The following is an 18,520-nucleotide window of genomic DNA, read 5'->3' on the forward strand; positions in this document are numbered from 1 at the left end:
ACCTCACCTACCGGAATATCCGCAAAGCCTATCTCAGCTTCGGGATCCCTTCAATGGTTTTGGACGTAATCGTGCTTTACAGCTGGTTTCCTACAACAATACCTGTGTCCCTGATAGTTTGTTCATTCCAGTGTGCCCTTAGGGTCAGGACAGTGCTCTTGTGACTTGTTCTGTGCCAGGTGACTAGCAAGAGGGTCGTAACCTACCTAGTTTTAGGGAGGTGAGCTGCTGACTACATCTACAAAAGAAACGGGGGCAAAGCGGAAGTGGTACTCTGCTGTTGCCGGCTGAACCTGCTCACCCGAATCGCCGGGAACGCTAGAAACCAGACCACTTAACCCCAGCACCAAATCCCGTAATCCCCGACGAAATTGCGGATCCCCGGTCAGTTCATCGATATCAGCGGTAATTTTTTGGGTGTTTTGAAAGGTGACTCGGGCGGAATCAAGGGTTTGACGGAGGGTGGCCATCGTGCCGGGATCGTTGAGATTAGCGGAAATTTGTCGCAGATCTTCGGTGGCTTGGGCAACATTACCGGAAGCCACTCGTACATCGGCAAGGATCTGCCGTACGTCGGTATGCAATTGGGGATCCGTGATCAAGGGGCGAACCGCGCTTGACATGGCCTGCAGATCTTCGCTGACCTGCTGCACATTCTGCAAAGAAGCATTCAATGAGGTGCGGTTTTGTTCCACTAGGCCGGTGAGCTCGTCAGCAGCCGATTGAAAGCTTTGGGCTGTTCGTCTCACAGATTCAGCCGCTTCTTGGATGGCGGTAGCGGCAGTGGTGAATTGGGATAGATCCAGATCTTCCGTGCGGATGGCGGCGACGCGATCTTCCACAGTCTCAGAGAGATCCGCGACGCTGTTGGCAACCCGGGTGATCCCTTCCAGGGTGGAATTGAGGTTGTCGAAAAACTCGTCATCATTGACCCGCGTGATCAGGCGATCCATTTGCGTCAGTAACTGGCCGAAATCCACGCCGGGAGTTCCTTCCACCACATCCCCCTGACAGACCATTTGGCTGCTGTCGCAATCTTCCGCCAACGGGGATCCACCCAAAATCTGGGGATCCGCAGGCGGCAAAATGTCCATGACGGTTTCACCGACCAACCCCGTTTGGCTGGTAAAAAACAAGGCATTGCGGGGAATGACCAAAGGCTGATCCACCGCTACCTGGACCTCCACTCGAGTTAACTGGGGCACAATGCGCTCCACGCGCCCGACATTCACCCCCCGCAGCCGCACGCTGGATCCCTCCGCCAAGCCGACCACATTGCTGTAAGTAACGGTGAACCGGAAGCCTTGGCCGCCGAAGCGCAAGTTGTAGATCCACAAAAACAGCCCAGCAAAGCCCAAAGCCCCCGCCAGGATCAATAGGCCCACCGCCCCTTCTCGTACTGCCCGTGAACGCATCATACCTGCCCCGCCACTTGAATTGGCCCCTCGACGCTACCACTGAAAAATTGCCGCACAAAGGGGTTGTCGCAAGTTTCAATCTGGTGTACGGATCCCTGCCACTGCACCTGTCCCTGAGCCAGTAGCACGATGCGATCCGTGGCCCGCCGAATGGTGCTGTGCTGGTGAGTGACGACGATGTAGCTCTCACAAGCCTTTTTCACCTGCTGCAGATCCCGAATCAGGTCTTCAATCACCGTGGAAGCAATTGGATCCAACCCTGCCGTCGGCTCATCGTAGAGCAACAGCTGCGGCTCATCCTGGGGCAAGGAGGGATCCTCCATAATGGCGCGGGCAAAACTGGCCCGTTTGCGCATCCCCCCCGAGAGTTCCTCGGGCAAGTTGTGCTCCTTGCCTGCCAACCCCACTGCTTCTAGCTTAGCGGCCACCAATTCCCGAATGCGAGAACGGGGTAAGCGGGAGTGTTCATAGAGCAAAAAGCCAACATTCTCTTCTACCGTGAGGGAGTCAAACAGGGCCGCCTGTTGAAAGACCATACCCACCCGCAACGGGGGAGTTTGATGTTGGGCTTGAATCTCCGGCAACGGGATCCCACACCAAAACACTTCTCCCGCGTCTGGTTCCGTTAGTCCGGCAATAATGCGCAGCAGTGTCGACTTGCCAGTGCCCGAGGGCCCCACCAACCCAAGGGCTTCGCCACGGTACACCTTCAGATCCACTTGGTCAAACACCACCGTCGATCCAAAGCGCTTGGAAACCTGGCGCAACTCCACCAAGGGGACGGGATCCCCAGTTGGGGTGGAGGACTGAGGATCCCTCATCTGCAAAGGTTGCGTCTGTTGGCTGTGACCGTTCATCCTGTTGTGCTCTGTCCAGCGTTTTACCGTCAGAGGGCCTCATTGGATAGTCTAGGGATCCCTCGCAGGTAAGGCAACGCGGAATTGGGCAGAGTTGGGCAAAGCGAGCGGTTAATCCGGCTGCAGTTCTGGAGTTGCCTCTGGTTCAGCCCCAAAGGAGGAGATCCCTTCTTCCTGCTTCAGCTCATTCGCGCCAACGGTGCAGAGCACACTTAGGCTGGGCACCGAGCCCTCCTGTCTTTCCTCCTCCTCCAGCGGGGATCCCATACGTCGGGAGAAGCCCCACGCAAATAAGGGAATCACGGCTATCATCACTCCCCACTCTGGGATCTCGATCTGTGGGAAAAACACCTCAAACAGCATGCAGCCCCCCACCAAGGCGATGATGGCAAAAGCCGCGTCTTCTAAGCGAGAGAACTCATCCAACCAGCGCAAAAACAGAGAGGCCATGTAGCGCATCAGGGTAATGCCGAGAATACCCCCAAGGATAATGACCCAGGGCTTGCGGGAGACTGCCACCGAAGCCGCAATGCTGTCGAAGGAAAACACCAAATCCGTCATCTCCACCATCACCAAGGTCTGCCAAAAGTTGGCATGGCGGGTGAGGTCTTGCTCTTCCCCTTCTTCTTCCCCCCGAAAATGCTGCCAAGCCAGCCAGAGCAAATAACAAGCCCCAACAAACTGCGCCGGCGGATACTCCACCAACCAGACGGCAGCAAAAATAATGGCAATGCGAAAGCCATAGGCACCGACAATACCCCAGCGCAAGGCCCGGTTTTGTTGTTCGGGGGTAGGCAAATGCTTCACCAAAGCAGCCAGGGCAACGGCGTTATCGGCAGATAGGGCCGCTTCCAAAAACACCAAAGCCACCACCAAAAGGAGATCCATCCAAGTGAAGGAGTGAATCACTCCTTGGGCAAAAGCCAAGACTGCGTCCATTGACATATCCGCGCGTTTTATCCACCAGAAAAAAGGAACGGAGAAAAAGAGATCCCATTTTTCCCCGCAAGAAACTCAACCCAGAGGATCCCTAGCGAGGTATTCCACATCATGCCATCTGTAGCCGAAAGGCGTGTAGCTGAAGATGAGAAAGAACCACGCCGGGCCAGGATCCAACCTGGACATGGCCCGAGTATAGCCTTTATTCCTCAGGATCGGTTTACATTGCTTAACCTTGGGCTTCATGTTTGGCTCAGGCTTTGTCGGCAGTGGCAGAGTTGAGTCGGGTGGCCATCTGCTGTCCACAGCGCAGGATCTGACCGGCCAGAATCGCTGCCCCAAAGCCATTGTCAATATTCACCACCCCTACTCCCGCCGCACAGGAGTTGAGCATGGTGAGCAAAGCGGCCAACCCTTGAAAACTCGCTCCATAGCCAATGCTGGTGGGGACGGCGATGACTGGACAGTTGGCTAAACCTGCCACGACGCTAGCCAAGGCACCCTCCATACCAGCCACCACAATCAACACATCCGCCTGGAGCGCTTGTCGGTTTTGCAGCAGCCGGTGGATCCCGGCCACCCCGACATCCCAGAGGCGTTTCACCTGAAAGCCAGACAGTTCGGCGGTAAGGGCGGCTTCTTCGGCCACCGGCAGATCGGCAGTACCGGCGGAGATCACACTTAACTGGCCGGGATAAGCAATCGCCTGAGCACGGGGGATCCAACACAAACGGGCCAGCGGCGAGTACTGAACCTGGGGCAGAAGGCGGCGGATCTGCTCATGAACCTGGGCCTCAATACGGGTGGCTAAGGCCAGGGATCCCCGTTGATGGAGCTGCTCCATAATCTGGGCAATCTGTTCTGGCGTTTTTCCTGGACCCCAAACCGCCTCAGGAAACCCAGTGCGCAAGGAACGGTGATGATCCACATGGGCGAAGTCTCCCACCGATTCAAAGGGCAAGAACCGATAGGCATCCAGGGCGCGTTCTGGGGAAAGCTCCCCTTGAGCAACAGCCTGCAGCAGCTCTCGCAGCGCCTGTTCAGAAGAAGGGGGTATGAAGGGTTCGTTCAATGCTGTACCGCCTATTTCGCCAAAGCCCCACGGGGGAAAAACAACACCGGATGCCAGCTACGCCGCAGAATGTCGCCCGTCAAGCTGCGTACCGACCATTCCCAAAAGCTCCCTACATTGGGAGAAGCAGTGGCAATCGCCGTCATATCTTCGTCGGCAGCGGTGGCCAGAATCTCCTTCAAAGGGGATCCCACCCGCACGAGGGTGCGCAGCTGCACCGCCTGAGCATGTCGAGCCAGCCCTTCAATAGCTTGAGCCAGATCCGCCTCTGCTTTCCGTTTCAGCACTTGCACATCACATCCCTGGTTGCGGCGGGCGCTGGGATCGATCACATAGAGCACCGTGATGTTCTCACACTGAGGCTGGGAGGGAGCACTATCGGACAACCGACGACTGAGGTCATCTAACAGTTTCTGGCGGGGTTCCTCAAAATCAAAAGGCACCAAGATACAGCGAAACAGATGGCGGCTGCGCAAGCGCAATTCCTCTAGGGTGAAGGCAGCAATCAACTGGGGGCGCACCACCATCACCGGGATCTTCAGTTTCGGCAATAGACCAATGGTGGTGCTGCCAAACAACTTCTCGGTGAGTAAGTTGTGGGTATCCATGCCGGTAATCAGCAGATCGGAGCCATATTGCTGGATCCCTTTTAGGATCAGATCTACTGGCTTGCTCACCTGCACCAACGCCTTAACTTCCAACCCTGCCGGAATATCGCTCAACAGCTCCTGCAACTCCGCCTGCTGAGCCTGTATCTCAGGAGTAATGTCTTCGGGAATACCGATGCTGTCATCTTGCCAGGCGACGCTGTGAACAAAGGCGATGCGTTCAATGCCGCCGCTGTGTAGGTCTGCCAAACACTTGCCAAACCGCTGTAAGCCATCTTGGCGATCGGTAGCAATTAACAGGTTCTTGAACATACAAAGAGGTGGCTGGTGACGGGTTGCCGCTGTTGCCTACAGCTACCCCAGGCTAACACCTTGAGGAGAGGCTCTGGCGGTGAGGATCTGCAGATTCAACGATTGGGATCTGCCAGATTGCGAAACTGGGTGTACTGGTTTTCAAACAGCAGCCGAACGGTGCCGGTGGGGCCATTGCGGTGTTTGGCGATGATCAATTCCGCAATGCCGCGATCGTTGGTGTTGGGGTCGTAGTATTCCGGTCGGTAGAGCATCATCACCAAATCCGCATCCTGCTCAATGCTGTTGTGTACCAGCAGACCATTGGCGACAAAGTTGTGATGACGGGGCATCTCGATGTCGTAAACCGGCTGCGGATCCCCCAACTCGCTAATCGAGACCACGGGATCCCACACCAGTTCCTCCTGGAGCACCACTGCCACTTCTTCCTCCAGTTGCAGGTCATCCAGCGCCTTCCAGCCCTGCTGCGTGAAAAAAGGGTGGTTCCCAGTCGCCTGAATAGAAAGATTAAGCCGGGTTTTCAGAGTACAGGTACGTTGCTTCCCACTACAAAACACTTTGACGGGCTTTTGGGGCACGAGGCGACCACGGCTATTCAAGCTGAGCAGACGGGGTAGGGCCTCTGGCTGAGCGACAGAAGCCAGCTGCTCCAACCGCCACACTTTGCCTCGATCCACATCCAGCACCTCCGTTTCCCCGGATAGACAGCCGGATTCCCGTAGATCCGCCAGTTGCGGACGTTTGTCGGAGCGAGACTCCACTGCCCGACTCAACTGGGACAGCACCAGCACCGGCACCATCAGTTCTTTGGCTAGGGCCTTGAGGCCACGGGTAATGCGAGACAGCTCCTGCACCCGGTTGTCGGCGGCGGATCCCTGCATCAGTTGTAGATAGTCGATCAACACCATCCCCAAAGTTCCCCCTTGCTCTGCTTGCAAACGACGCGCCTTAGAGCGAATTTCAGTGACGGTGCAATCGGGGGTATCGTCGATGAACAAGGGCAGCTGCGACAAAAAGCCGATCGCCTGTCCGAGGCGTTGCCACTCATTCTCGCTGATGCGCCCAGAACGTAGGCGGCTACTGTCGATGCGGGCTTCACTGGCCAAAAGACGCTGCACCAGTTGTTCCCGCGACATTTCCAAACTAAAGACAGCAACCGGCTGCTTGGAGTAGGCAGCCACATTCTGGGCAACGTTCAGGGCAAGGCTGGTTTTTCCCATGGAAGGGCGCCCTGCCAGGATCAACAGATCAGAACGTTGCAAACCCTGGGTTAGGTTATCCAGATCGATGAATTTGGTCGGGATCCCTGGGATTTGGGCCCCATTTTGAAACTTCTCTTCCAGATCTGAGAAGATATTGACCAAAACATCGGAGGCAGGAATAAGGCTGCGCTGCACCCGTTCTTGGGTCAGACCAAACACCTGCTGCTCTGCTTGATCCATCACCTGCGACAATGGCTGACTGGTGTCGTAGGCCAACCGAGCTAGGGTATTGCTCACCTGGATCAACTGGCGGCGCATATACTTGTCCAGCACCAAGCGAGCGTACTGATCGATGTTGATGCTGCTGACGGTTTGCTCCAGCAAACGACGAATTGCCCCGGTACCGCCCACCCGCTCCAGTAGATGGTGATCCGCCAGCCAAGCAGAAACCGTCATCAGGTCGGTAGGTTGTCCCTGACTGTGCAGCTGTAAGGCCGCCCGATAAATTTCCTGGTGGGCGGAAGTATAGAACATCTCCGGGCGCAGGAGCTCTGCCACCCGCACCAGTGCATCCGGATCCAAGAGGATCCCGCCTAGGATCTCCTCTTCGGCCTCCACATTCTGGGGGGGAAGCCGATCCCCGCCGGTTAGGTCGTAATCGCTGATCACCGCAAGCCAGGATAGACAAAAGAACCCAGCCACGGCTCAATAGCCTTGTGGCACACCAGCATGTCAGCCCAACTGCTCAACTTGATGCAGGGTTCTAGGCTGAGCATACCCACTTGTTGATTCAGACGGAAACCCTATCGAACTGAAGCCAGGGATCCCCCGAATCCAGTCCTGGGATCCATTTCGAGTTCAGGGATCCCCTGAGAGCAAATCTGCTCATGCGGGGGTGACCTGAATGCGCAGGGTGGCAGTTACCTCTGGGTGTAGCTTCACCTGCACGGGGTAAACACCGGTTTTGTTGATCTCTTCTGGCAGAGAAATGTTGCGGCGATCAATATCTAGACCGCTGGTGGCCAACACCACTTCTGCAATATCGCTGCTGGTCACTTGCCCAAAGAGCAAATCGTTTTCTCCCACCTTTTGACGAATGACAAAGCGACCAATGGTTTCCAGAGCAGTTTTGTAGCCTTCTGCCCGCTGTTTTTCTGCCAGTTTACGGGCCGCTTCTTGCTCCAGGCGCATTTGACGCTCTTTCAAAAGCCCAGGAGTAACCCGCACAGCCATCTGCCGGGGGAAAAGATAGTTGCGGGCATAGCCAGGTTTGACATTCACCAACTCCCCGGGTTTGCCCAGTCCTGGAATCGACTGGCGCAGCACAACCTGCATATCACGTTTCGACATTGGAGGAGACGCTTATTTTCTCGACAGTCCTTTATTCTAAATGTCTAACGCGGGTCTCGTCAGCCCAAGTTGCCCGAGAAAGTTGCCCACCGCACCTCAGCCATTTGGCGGAAGGGATCCCTGGTGGGTTCAATCCCCAGTGAGTATAGAGGGTGAGTCCAGCACATCTTGGTCAAGGTTCTACAGCTCAGCACAGACTCGATAGAGACCTTTTTCTCTAGTTGAAAATACGCAAACTATATGTTCATAAAGCGATTTTAAGCCAAAAGTTGATGGGATCGTGACGAAAGGGATCCCCAAAACATCTGCGACATTTGGCGGATATTTCCAGAGATAACCTGAATTTAACCTCATCTTAACTATGGATTATCAGCCTTACGTTACATTAACGACGTAGGACAGTTGGGCGATCGAAATTAATCATTTGTGGGTATCCCTAGGCTTTGAGAATTACCGATTTGGGTGCTGAGTGGATAGTCTTTGCTTGGATCGCTCTATTGGTAGTTCCCAGAGTTGGGGTTATCGCGTCAGAAACTTGCTGAGTTGATTTGATGGCTAGCCTACGGATGATCTGCGTAGTTCTAGACGAGTTGGACTGAGACTTTTCTCCCTTGGAGGCTCCTAATGCTACCTGTACACTCCTTGAATCGTCGCTTTTTCCTAAAGTCTTTGTCTGCCACCGTTGCTGGTTTTGCCGCTAGTCAAGCTGATTGGCGACAGGTGTTTGCTCAACAGGTGGTTAACTTAAATGGTGCAGGGGCCTCTTTCCCGGCTCCGATCTACCAAACTTGGGCACAGGAGTTTGGCAAGCAAAACCCAAACATTCAGATCAATTACCAGTCGGTGGGGAGTGGCGCTGGCCGGCGACAATTTGTGGCTCGCACGGTAGATTTTGGTGCTACAGATAGCATTCCTAGATCCGAAGAAATTGCTCAAATTGAGGGGGAAGCTCAACCTCCAAAGGGTATGGTCTCGGTGCCGATGGTGGGGGGAGCTGTGGTAGCTGCCTACAACATTCCCGGTGTGAGTTCAGAGATTCGCCTTTCTCGTCTGGCGCTCACGAATATCTTTTTGGGTAAGATCACCAAATGGAACGATACTTTGATTGCGTCCTTGAACCCACGTGTAACTTTCCCCGACCTGCCCATTACCGTCGTGCATCGTTCTGACGGCAGTGGTACCACCGAAATTTTTACCAGCCATCTCAACGCTGTTAACACTGAGTGGCGACAGCGGGTAGGGCGGGGCTCTTCTGTGAATTGGCCCGCCGGCGTGGGAGCGCGCGGCAATGAGGGGGTTTCTGAACAAATCAAACAAATTCCGGGAGCAATTGGCTATGTAGAATTTGGCTTTGCCAAGCTCAACAATCTAGCTGTAGCCCGATTGGAAAACCGCGCTGGCAAATTTGTCACTCCCACTGTTGAATCTGAGCAGGAAGGCTTAGGGCAAATTCAACTGAATGAGCGGTTGTTAGGATCTGACCCGGATCCATTGGGAGAGGCTTCCTATCCGATTGTCAGCTATACCTGGATCTTGGCCTATAGAACCTATGCCAATGCTCAAACGGCGCAGGCGGTACAAGCCTTTTTGCGCTATGGGTTAAACGAGGGACAGGCTTTTGCTGAGCCATTGGGTTATGTGCCCTTACCAGATGCTGTCCGTCAACGGTCTCTGGCAGCGGTCGATACCATTCAAGCCTGATTTTTCCTACTCCTTATTATCGACTTGCGGTAGCCCACTTGAGTAAGTTCTATGACAACGACTCTACCGGATTCTCCTCCTCAGTTTCGACCCAGAGTTGTCTTTCAGCGCCGGCGGGATCAGGTATTTATTTGGGCAACCCGAATTGCCGTCTTTTTCTCTGCCTTTTTGCTGTTGTGGATTGCCCTAGAGATTACTCGGCAGGCGTTACCGGCAATCGGAAAGTTTGGTCTGGGTTTTCTTTGGAATACCACCTGGGATCCGGTAGAGGATAACTATGGCGCTTGGCCACAAATCTACGGCACTTTGGTAAGCTCGCTGATTGCCTTGATTATCGGGATCCCGTTTAGCTTTGGAATTGCCATCTTCTTGAGTGAAGATTTCTTACCCAAGCCACTGCGGCTGACTTTGATCATTGTGGTGGAGTTGCTAGCAGCCATTCCCAGCGTGGTTTTTGGCATTTGGGGGCTATTTGTGTTCATCCCCTTTTTCCGACCCATTCAAATGGTATTGTTTGAGCGCTTTAATTGGATCCCAATTTTTAGTACACCCCCAGTTGGGCCAGGGATGCTTACAGCAGGCGTTGTGCTGGGGATCATGATTGTTCCCATTATTACCGCCATTGCACGGGAAGTGTTGGTGGCGGTACCTCCAGAACTAAGGGCAGCTGCCTACTCCATGGGGGCAACCCGTTGGGAGGCGATCTTCGGGGTGGTTTTGCCAGCAGCCATTGGGGGTATGTTGGGGGCGGTGGTGCTGGGTCTAGGCCGTGCCATGGGAGAGACGATGGCGGTGGCCATGTTGATCGGCAACTCCCGCAGTATCAACATTTCTATCCTTGCTCCGGCCAGCAACATCCCTGCTCTATTGGCGAACGAGTTTGGGGAGGCCAGCGACCAGCAGATCTCTGCTTTGATGTATGCTGCTTTGATTTTGTTGGTGGTTACTTTGTTGGTCAATATCGTGGCCGAGTGGATGGTGCGCCGCGTCAAGTTAGCTCTGACGGCTTCTCAGGAGTAAAGAACTATGGCAACCCAGGTGGCCGCCAAGACCAACCTGTTTAAGCGCAAGGCTCGTTCCCAACGGGTGCTGCTTGACTGGGGAATGACGGCTCTAACTTTCATTTCCAGTCTCTTTGCTATTTTTGTTTTGGGCTTGATTCTCTACTATGTGTTCATCAATGGCATTGAACGCTTCAACTGGCAGAGCTTCACCCAATTACCCCCTCCTCCTGGAGATCAAGTGGGTGGCTTTGGTAATGCAGTGCTGGGGACACTTATCGTGGTGACAATCGCCATTTCGATTAGCTTTCCCATTGGGTTGCTGGCCGCTATTTACCTCTCCGAATTTGGCCAAAATAGCTCTACGGCCTCAGCGTTGCGCTTCATTATCAAGGTGTTGACGGGGGTGCCTTCTATCATTGCTGGGGTGTTTGCTTATGGGGTGCTGGTGTTGACCACAAAAACGTTCTCCGCCCTTTCGGGAGGGGTGGCCCTCTCGGTGTTAACTCTGCCGATCATCATCCTTTCTTGCGAAGAGGCCCTACGTTTGGTGCCTAGGGACGTGCGGGATGCTGCCTATGCCTTGGGGGCTTCGAGAGTACAGACGGTGTTTCGGGTAATTTTGCCGGCAGCTCTGCCGGTGATCTTGACGGGGGTGACTCTGGCTGTTTCCCGAGCAGCGGGAGAGACCGCGCCATTGATTTTTACGGCTCTATTTAGCTTTTTGTGGCCAAGTGGCTTGCTCAGGCCGGTGGCCTCGCTGGCGGTGCTGATCTACAACTTTGCCATTGTTCCTTTCGAGAATCAGCAGAAGATCGCCTGGGGAGGAGCCTTGGCTTTGGTGATACTGGTTCTGATCACCACCGTCACCTTCCGTGTGTTACTCAGTCGGCGAGAAGAAAACATCTCTATCTGAGCGGGATCCTGCTGTGAATCTTTGAATCCTTGCTGCTGGTTGTGTTCAAGTTGCTCTGCTCTTAATTCCAGGTACTGCCCATGCACTCTCGCTCTTCCCATACCTCTGATTCTCAGAAAAAGCCTGACCGTTTGGTGGTTGAAATGGAGACGAAGGAGGTGAGTGTCTATTATGGATCTCATCTGGCGGTGCGCCACGTTTCCCTGAAGATCCCCAAAAATCAAATCACGGCGTTTATCGGCCCTTCCGGCTGTGGCAAAAGCACCCTTCTACGTTGTTTTAACCGCATGAATGACTTGATCCCTTCAGCGAGAGTTGAGGGATCCGTGATTTTCCACCAACAAAACATCTATGATCCGGAGGTGGATCCTTCTGAGGTACGGCGGCGGATTGGCTTGGTGTTTCAAAAGCCCAACCCCTTTCCCAAATCGATTTACGACAACATTGCCTTTGGGCCGCGCATCAATGGCTACCAGGGGGATTTGGATGAGCTGGTGGAGCGCACCCTCCGCCAAGCTGCCCTTTGGGATGAGGTAAAGGACAAGCTGAAAATGAGTGGGCTTTCTCTTTCAGGGGGTCAACAGCAGCGTCTTTGTATTGCCCGTACCCTGGCCATCCAGCCGGAGGTGATCCTGATGGATGAGCCTTGCGCTTCATTGGATCCCATTTCCACTTTGCGCATTGAGGAGCTGTTGAAGGAGCTGGGCCGCCGCTACACGATCATCATCGTCACCCACAACATGCAGCAGGCGGCACGGGTATCTGACTTTACGGCGTTCTACAATACCGAGATTGATGACAATGGAGTCCGCTACGGGCGTTTGGTGGAATTTAACCGCACGGAAAAGATCTTTAATTCCCCGGCCCATCGGGAAACCGAGGAATATGTGAGCGGACGCTTCGGGTGACATACTCCCGGCGCTCATGCTTCGCATAGAGCGCGGGCTTCTCTCTGAGCCATAGCCCTTCGAGCTTTTTTGAGTGAGGCGATGCCCAACCCCACTTTTTTGATCAATATCCCAGAATTTGTATCGCGTGGCATTTCTGCTCCGCATTCTGGGCAAGAGTGCCAGCGATCTGACAACTCTTTCGGGACACGGTTCAGGCAAACACAGCAATGCTGACTTGTGCCAGTTGGATCAACCTTGATTGTTCTCTTTCCGGCTCTCTCAGCCTTGAAAGGTAGAATCTGGTTCACAAACTGACTGATTCCGGCATCAGCAAAGGACTTGTTCAGCCCCGATTTTGCCGCCTGTGCATTGGGTAGAAACGTCCCATTCTCATCCTGCTTCGGCTTACACCGCTTTGTCATGTTGCTGACGCTGAGATCTTCCACAAAGATGACGTCAGCTTTATTGAGCAATTGATTAGCCGTCTCGCAGTGAAACTGATATCGCTGTCTTGCAATCTTCTGGTGTAATCTCGCAATTCTTCGATTCAGTTTCTTTCGGGCGATGCTGCTTTTAGAACGGGCATCGCGCTTTTGCTGCAACTTAGCAAGCTTTGATTCTGCCTGTCTCAGAAAACGAGGATAGTCAATTAATTCGCCTTCTGAGTCTGCTGCAAAATGCTCTAGCCCCATATCCACGCCGATTGAATTGTCCCAGTTCGGATCAACATCAATCGTTTGTTCAGGAACTGAGTCATCTTGCAATGACAGCGTGATGTACCAGCCGTCGGCTTTCCGGCTCAAAATTGCGCTTTTAACTTCAAATCCGTCAGGCAGTGGACGATGCCACACAACTTTCACCGCTCCGATTTTGGGTAGTTCGATTTTGTTGCCATCAATCCAATCAATCGAAGCTTGAGGATAGGTGAAAGAACGATACCGATTGACACCCTTGAAACGAGGCTTGCCTGATCTTTTGCCGTTGCAGTCCCCTTTGATATAGCGGTCAAAGGCAAGTTTGACCCGCTTCACCATGTCTTGCAGTACTTGAGAGTGAATCTCTTTATACCAGGGTCTATCCTGCTTCAGAGTCACCAGGGAGCGTTTCTGTCCATAGTATTCAGGCTGCTCTCTGGGTTCAGCAATGCTGCAAATCAAAGGACAGGCATTCACCAGACACCGATTCATCTCCCACCAATCAAAGCGATCTGCCAGCATCCAGTTGTACTGGTGACGCAGCATATCAAGCCAACGATTCATCGTGGCAAGCTGTAGAGCGGATGGCAGTAGCTTGTATTGATAGGCTAATCTCACATAGTGAGTGTAGCATAAGCTGCATACACTGACATGAAAAAAGACTTTGTATCAAGTGGCAGGGCGGTATCAGACATGAAGGCTCATTTGGTGCTGACAACCAAGTATCGGCGGAATGTCTTGACTGCTGCAATGCTCGCCCGACTGGGAGAAATCATGGACGATCTTTGCGAGAAGTGGAATTGCAAGCTGATTGAGTTTAACGGGGAAGAAAATCACATCCACCTTCTGTTTCAATATCTGCCTCAGATGGAGATACCCAAATTTGTGAACAATCTGAAGTCCGTCACCAGCCGGAGAATCCGCTCTGAGTTTGTCGATGAAGTGGAGCAGGTCTACTGGAAAAATGTGCTTTGGAATGAGTCGTATTTCATTGCATCGTGTGGAGGTGTCACGGTATCGGTGCTACGGAAGTACATCGAAAACCAAGACACCCCGGACGAGTAGCAGAGATTGTTGCTTGCTTCGGGGGCATTGAACCCCGCTCAGCAAGCGCGGCTCTCATCCCGACGCTATGCCTACGGCACGCGACGCGAACACCTATGCGGGCAGGCTGCGCCAACGGTAGAGCGCGGGGCTTCCCGCCTAGTTCGCTAAACTCTGCCTGAGCTTGATCCCTGGCTCCTGATCTCTGGAAAGACAGCCCCTTCGTTAGGATAGGGGACATGGGAAATTGCAATCCGTGCGGGATCCCGCTGTCGTTGTTCGGCCTCTTGAGCGTGGCAAATCGGGTTCGCCTAGACAGTTGGCTGGTGGAACGGGGTTACTTTGCTTCCCGGCAGCAGGCGCAGCGTTCCATTCTGGCGGGAGAAGTGTTCTTAAATGGAATGCGGGCCGAGAAAACCGGCGCTTGGGTGAATGGGGATCCCACGGTGCAGATCCAGTCCAAGCCAGCGTTTGTGTCGCGGGGGGGCGAGAAACTGCAGGGGGCGCTGGAGAAGTTTCCGGTACAGGTGCAAGATCGCATTTGTTTGGATGCTGGCATTTCCACCGGCGGCTTTACGGATTGCCTACTGCAACGGGGAGCCAAACAGGTCTATGGTGTGGATGTCGGCTATGGACAGTTGGCCTGGTCTTTGCGTACCGATGCTCGGGTGATCCTCAAAGAGCGGGTTAATCTTCGTTATCTTCAATCGGTGGATCTCTACGGGACGGAGTTGCCCCACGAGAACTGGCCGGATCTGGCAGTGGTGGATCTGTCCTTTATTGCCTTGGCCAAGGTGCTGGATCCGCTGTGGAACCTACTGCGTTCGCCCCGCGAGGCGCTCCTGTTGGTAAAGCCACAATTCGAGGCGGGTCGGGAACAGGTAGGCAAAAAAGGGGTAGTCCGGGATCCCGCCATTCATGCCCAGGTGATCGAGGCGGTAATTCAGTCGGCCTTGGCCCAAGGTTGGCATCTGCAGGGCTATACGTGGTCCCCGATTACCGGCCCTGCGGGGAATATAGAATATTGGCTTTGGCTAGCCGAACAAGACGGGATCCCTGTGCCTGGCCGCAGTGCGCTACAACAGATGAGCGAGCAGGCAAAAATACAGCTAGATGCATGATTTGTCGATTTTGTCAATACGTTATTGTGCGTGATCTAGGGATATGAGCGAAGAAATTGAAGAATTATTTCAGCAAGGTATTCGGCGCTACGAATCCGGGGAAGCTGCCAGGTCGCTGATTCCCTCCTTCGAGTCCATCTGTAAGAGCTCCCCGAAAGCTGCTGCCGCCTGGACCTGTTTGTCGTGGTTGTACCTGCTGGAAGGACAGGCAGAAAAAGCCCTGAAAGCCTCGCAAACCGCCGTCAAGCTAGATCCAGTGGATGCTCAGCCCCGCGTCAATTTGACCCTGGCCATGCTGGAACTGAAAAAAACAGGGGTGCGCCAACAGGTAGACACCATCAAACAAATCCTGGTGCGGGATCCCGAGCAGATCGATGGCATCAAATCCAATTTGGCGGAAGGGGAAAATCGCCGCCCTACCTGGCCCCACTTGAGCAAGATCTACCGCTGGCTTTTTGAAGAAGATTAAGCAGCTCTGAGGACTATCCTGCAACAAGACTTTAGGAAAAGCTAGGAGCTGTTACAGCAGCCTACAACTCTTAACAGGATCCTCATGAGGTGGGTGCTAGACTTCTCTTACCAAATCGCAGGATGGGATCAAATCACAGTTAGGGATTGGGTTTCATCGCTTCTCAAGCCTCTTTTTACTGGGCTTTTGAGTGGATGCGAAACGTTTAATGGCCATCGCACTTATTGTGTTGCATTGCCGTTCCTATTTTGAGTCTCACCTTTTTTTGACCCCAGATTGGAGGAACTTTAAGATGAACCGTCAAACCGTTTGGCTCAAGGGCGACACCCGGAATCACCAGGGTCATTTCGTCCCTCAATCTGAATACACCTTGATCGATGCTGACCAGAATGGCTGGGCCTTGATTTGTGTTGACAATGCCCGCTGCTACTACGTGGATCCTGAAGCACTCCGGTTTGAGGCGGGATGAGACTTATTTGAGACTTGCCGCGTAGGTCAGCTTAGCTAGGCTTCTCAAGGCAGTCTTTTCCGACCTCAAGCAGGGTTTGTCAGGTTTGTAGCAACAAAGCTAGACAAAACCCTTGGGGTACCTTACCGGGAAAGACATGAACCTGGGTCAATTGTACTGGATATCGCTGGCTGGATCTGTGGTCAAACTCCTAATTTAAGACTTCAATCCATACTCATTTCAATACTCAATTTAGTGGCCGACCGAGGAGCTAATCGCTAGCTCCTCTGCTTTTTGGCCGGCTTTTGGCCATCGGGATCCCTCAGTCAGAGGGAGTAGGTCGGGTCAAACCTCTAACTCTTGCTGCCCATTTCAGCGGCTTGGATTAAGGCGGTGGCCCGTTGCTGATCCAACTTGGCTTGCAAGCGTTCCTGCTTGTCGTTGCTGCTGCTGAGTACCCTGCTGGCTTCACTCAAAACGGCTTGGGCTGCTGCTTTATCCACTTTGTCACCCATCTCGGCTCGATTCACCAGGATGGTTACTTCGTTATTCTCGACTTCAGCAAAGCCACCCATCACCGCGATAGCAGACCATTTGCCTCCGGCCCTAACCCGCATCACTCCATTGCCGATGGCGGTTAAAAGGGGGGCATGCCCGGTCAGTATGCCCAGTTGACCTGAGGTGGCCGGGAGGATCACTTCCTCGCTAGGGGCATCCCAAACAGTGCGGTCAGGGGTGATCACACGAACCGTCAGCGTCACAGCAGATTCTCCTGGAGGCTTGAGCTTAACGTCTTTGATCCTACCGGATTACGGGGATCCCTTGTGCGGCAGTTCTTTGGATGGGATCCGGCATTCCCAGGACAATGTTCTCTGGCTGGTTGACTGACGAAAGTTGGATGAAAGCTTCTGAGCAGCGTGTGACGCGGTAGTTTCAGGGATTTGAGGAGAGAGGGAAGCCAGCATTCTGAGCTTACAGCCCTTTAATGCTCCGCAGTCGCGTGTCGCGTAGCATTAGCGTTGCGTAGCAAAATGCCTACGGCAGGCTGCGCCCCCCCAAAAGTGAACGCGGGTTTGTTGACACTCCCCCGGTTAGAAACCGGGGGATTCTCCCTTCTAGCCCCCCACAGCTTGAAGCTGTGGAGTATTCATGGAGTTCAGGGGATTGCCAACTACCCCATCCCCTGAGCCGACCGCACCCATTACAGATATGGCTTCTTTTAGACTCAGAGGACATGAGAATCCGTCCCACTGGGCTAGGTTCATAGCCGCGTTCCAGTCGGCATCACAGCAATACCCGTCCTGCCCAGTGAACAGATGCCCACTCCTTTTCCCAATGGCCTCCGGCCCTGCGGAGCAGATCAATCCTGTCCTATGGTCGGTTTTGGATGTGTAGGCAGCAGGACGTTTATGCAGCGTCCTACCTGCCAGCTCCAGCTTGTAGGCAACCTTCCACTCCAAGTCGTAGTACGACCAGGTGTGCCGTGACTTACCGGCATCCGAACGCGCCTTTCGACTCTGTCTGGATTGGCGGATACCCGAGAGGTCTTCCATCCACACATCCGCATTTACCGCCTTGGCAAACCGCACAATGCGGCGGCTCACGGTGTGGTTGACTGCCCTCATCCACCGGGCTTCTTTGCGCTCCAGTCGCTTGAGTGCTCGGTATTTACCCGCCTGTTGCAACTGGGCACGACGCTTCTGGAAACGACGACGACGGTGGGCTATCTCCCCACCGCCAAAAAACACCGCTCGACCCCAACGGGTGGCCGCTACTGCCAAACGGTTCTGCCCCCGGTCAACACCTAACCGCTCCGTACTCTTCACTTCGGGAACTTCCCAAGTGATAGATAGAACGGCATACCAAGCCCCGCGTATTTGCATCAGCTTCAAGGTTCCCCGTTCACAATCCTGTTCGGCCAGGATGCGCTCAAGACGCTCGGCATAGTAGGAACTGCTAACCTCAAGGGGAACCCGCTTGTCACCCTGAATTGTGGGAAAACTCACTGAGTAGGTGCTGCCTACTTTGTGCAGCTTCCAGTTTTGGTTGTTGACCTCTGGCCAGAATACTTTGAAGTGCTTGACCCGCTGGCCGGCTTTCCCCTTCAGGACACGAATCACCTGGTTGGAGAGGGCCGACTTGAGGGGTGTCACCACTTTGGCGGTTGTTAATGCTTTTCGTTCCTTTGGACTGATGCGGAGCAGTTCGTTTGCCAGTGCGGTTGTCGCCCAAACCGTCTGGGCAAACATCTCTGCTTTGACCGCGTTGAGATCAAGAAACTTGAGCTTGAGTGTGGTGGTGACCCGTTTCATGGGGGCTATTGTACTATTCCTGTAGATGCTTCGCCGTTATCTACATGACAGAGTACAAGCATTATCGGCATTCGGTTGGAAAGGTGTTGGAATACATCAACGACCCACACCACGGCTGAATCAATTCAGCCTGTGCGCTTATATCCCCCGGTTAGAAACCGGGGG

General features: G+C 53.8%; 18 protein-coding genes. 8 read left to right on the plus strand and 10 right to left on the minus strand.

Annotated features, from left to right (window positions below):
• Positions 1 to 212: 212 nt before the first annotated feature.
• The 7 genes from JX360_RS00770 to rplI form a co-directional block, all read right to left on the minus strand.
• Positions 213 to 1,418 (minus strand): MlaD family protein, encoded by a 1,206-nt coding sequence (locus JX360_RS00770; protein WP_244348447.1) that lies wholly within the window; start codon positions 1,416 to 1,418, stop codon positions 213 to 215.
• The gene (locus tag JX360_RS00775) at positions 1,415 to 2,239 is read right to left on the minus strand and encodes an ABC transporter ATP-binding protein (RefSeq protein WP_244348592.1); all 825 of its coding nucleotides are present in this window, start codon (positions 2,237 to 2,239) and stop codon (positions 1,415 to 1,417) included. Before JX360_RS00775 ends, JX360_RS00770 begins: the two co-directional genes overlap by 4 nt.
• Before the next feature lie 147 nt (positions 2,240 to 2,386).
• On the minus strand, positions 2,387 to 3,220 hold the full coding sequence (locus JX360_RS00780) for a TerC family protein (RefSeq protein ID WP_244348448.1): 834 nt from the start codon (positions 3,218 to 3,220) through the stop codon (positions 2,387 to 2,389).
• A 247-nt stretch (positions 3,221 to 3,467) separates the two neighbouring features.
• A complete protein-coding gene (gene larB, locus JX360_RS00785) occupies positions 3,468 to 4,286 on the minus strand; it encodes a nickel pincer cofactor biosynthesis protein LarB (RefSeq protein ID WP_244348449.1) in 819 nt (272 codons plus the stop codon).
• An 11-nt stretch (positions 4,287 to 4,297) separates the two neighbouring features.
• Positions 4,298 to 5,206, minus strand: coding sequence for a universal stress protein (locus JX360_RS00790; RefSeq protein ID WP_244348450.1), 909 nt, complete (start codon positions 5,204 to 5,206; stop codon positions 4,298 to 4,300).
• Between the two features lie 95 nt (positions 5,207 to 5,301).
• The gene (dnaB, locus tag JX360_RS00795; RefSeq protein WP_244348595.1) at positions 5,302 to 7,077 is read right to left on the minus strand and encodes a replicative DNA helicase; all 1,776 of its coding nucleotides are present in this window, start codon (positions 7,075 to 7,077) and stop codon (positions 5,302 to 5,304) included.
• Between the two features lie 216 nt (positions 7,078 to 7,293).
• Entirely contained in the window at positions 7,294 to 7,758 is a 465-nt protein-coding gene (gene rplI, locus JX360_RS00800; protein ID WP_244348451.1) for a 50S ribosomal protein L9, read from the minus strand.
• 624 nt (positions 7,759 to 8,382) lie between these two features.
• On the opposite strand from rplI, the gene pstS reads away from it, so the two are divergent.
• From pstS to pstB, 4 genes are all read left to right on the plus strand, one after another.
• Complete coding sequence (gene pstS / locus JX360_RS00805; protein ID WP_244348452.1) at positions 8,383 to 9,459, plus strand: phosphate ABC transporter substrate-binding protein PstS; 1,077 nt, start codon at positions 8,383 to 8,385, stop codon at positions 9,457 to 9,459.
• A 51-nt stretch (positions 9,460 to 9,510) separates the two neighbouring features.
• Positions 9,511 to 10,479, plus strand: a complete 969-nt coding sequence (gene pstC / locus JX360_RS00810; RefSeq protein WP_244348453.1) for a phosphate ABC transporter permease subunit PstC — start codon at positions 9,511 to 9,513, stop codon at positions 10,477 to 10,479.
• A 6-nt stretch (positions 10,480 to 10,485) separates the two neighbouring features.
• A complete protein-coding gene (pstA, locus tag JX360_RS00815; protein ID WP_244348454.1) occupies positions 10,486 to 11,376 on the plus strand; it encodes a phosphate ABC transporter permease PstA in 891 nt (296 codons plus the stop codon).
• 143 nt (positions 11,377 to 11,519) lie between these two features.
• Entirely contained in the window at positions 11,520 to 12,284 is a 765-nt protein-coding gene (gene pstB / locus JX360_RS00820) for a phosphate ABC transporter ATP-binding protein PstB (protein ID WP_244348597.1), read from the plus strand.
• 14 nt (positions 12,285 to 12,298) lie between these two features.
• Here pstB and JX360_RS00825 read toward each other — a convergent pair whose 3' ends face one another.
• Entirely contained in the window at positions 12,299 to 13,525 is a 1,227-nt protein-coding gene (locus JX360_RS00825) for an RNA-guided endonuclease InsQ/TnpB family protein (RefSeq protein WP_244348455.1), read from the minus strand.
• A gap of 87 nt (positions 13,526 to 13,612) precedes the next feature.
• On the opposite strand from JX360_RS00825, the gene tnpA reads away from it, so the two are divergent.
• The 4 genes from tnpA (at position 13,613) to JX360_RS00845 (ending at position 16,064) form a co-directional block, all read left to right on the plus strand.
• A complete protein-coding gene (gene tnpA / locus JX360_RS00830; RefSeq protein ID WP_244348456.1) occupies positions 13,613 to 14,026 on the plus strand; it encodes an IS200/IS605 family transposase in 414 nt (137 codons plus the stop codon).
• Positions 14,027 to 14,244: 218 nt separating this feature from the next.
• The gene (locus JX360_RS00835; protein ID WP_244348457.1) at positions 14,245 to 15,126 is read left to right on the plus strand and encodes a TlyA family RNA methyltransferase; all 882 of its coding nucleotides are present in this window, start codon (positions 14,245 to 14,247) and stop codon (positions 15,124 to 15,126) included.
• Between the two features lie 43 nt (positions 15,127 to 15,169).
• Positions 15,170 to 15,595, plus strand: a complete 426-nt coding sequence (locus JX360_RS00840; RefSeq protein ID WP_244348458.1) for a tetratricopeptide repeat protein — start codon at positions 15,170 to 15,172, stop codon at positions 15,593 to 15,595.
• Between the two features lie 292 nt (positions 15,596 to 15,887).
• Positions 15,888 to 16,064 carry a hypothetical protein gene (locus tag JX360_RS00845; protein ID WP_244348459.1) on the plus strand — a complete coding sequence of 59 codons (177 nt, stop codon included), beginning with the start codon at positions 15,888 to 15,890 and terminating at the stop codon, positions 16,062 to 16,064.
• Positions 16,065 to 16,396: 332 nt separating this feature from the next.
• On the opposite strand, the gene atpC is transcribed toward JX360_RS00845, so the two are convergent.
• Positions 16,397 to 16,804 carry an ATP synthase F1 subunit epsilon gene (atpC, locus tag JX360_RS00850; RefSeq protein WP_244348460.1) on the minus strand — a complete coding sequence of 136 codons (408 nt, stop codon included), beginning with the start codon at positions 16,802 to 16,804 and terminating at the stop codon, positions 16,397 to 16,399.
• A gap of 354 nt (positions 16,805 to 17,158) precedes the next feature.
• Positions 17,159 to 18,355, minus strand: coding sequence for an RNA-guided endonuclease TnpB family protein (locus JX360_RS00855; RefSeq protein WP_244348461.1), 1,197 nt, complete (start codon positions 18,353 to 18,355; stop codon positions 17,159 to 17,161).
• Positions 18,356 to 18,520: the final 165 nt, after the last annotated feature.

This window comes from Thermostichus vulcanus str. 'Rupite' (assembly GCF_022848905.1).
In the GTDB taxonomy this organism is placed as follows: Bacteria; Cyanobacteriota; Cyanobacteriia; order Thermostichales; family Thermostichaceae; genus Thermostichus; species Thermostichus vulcanus_A.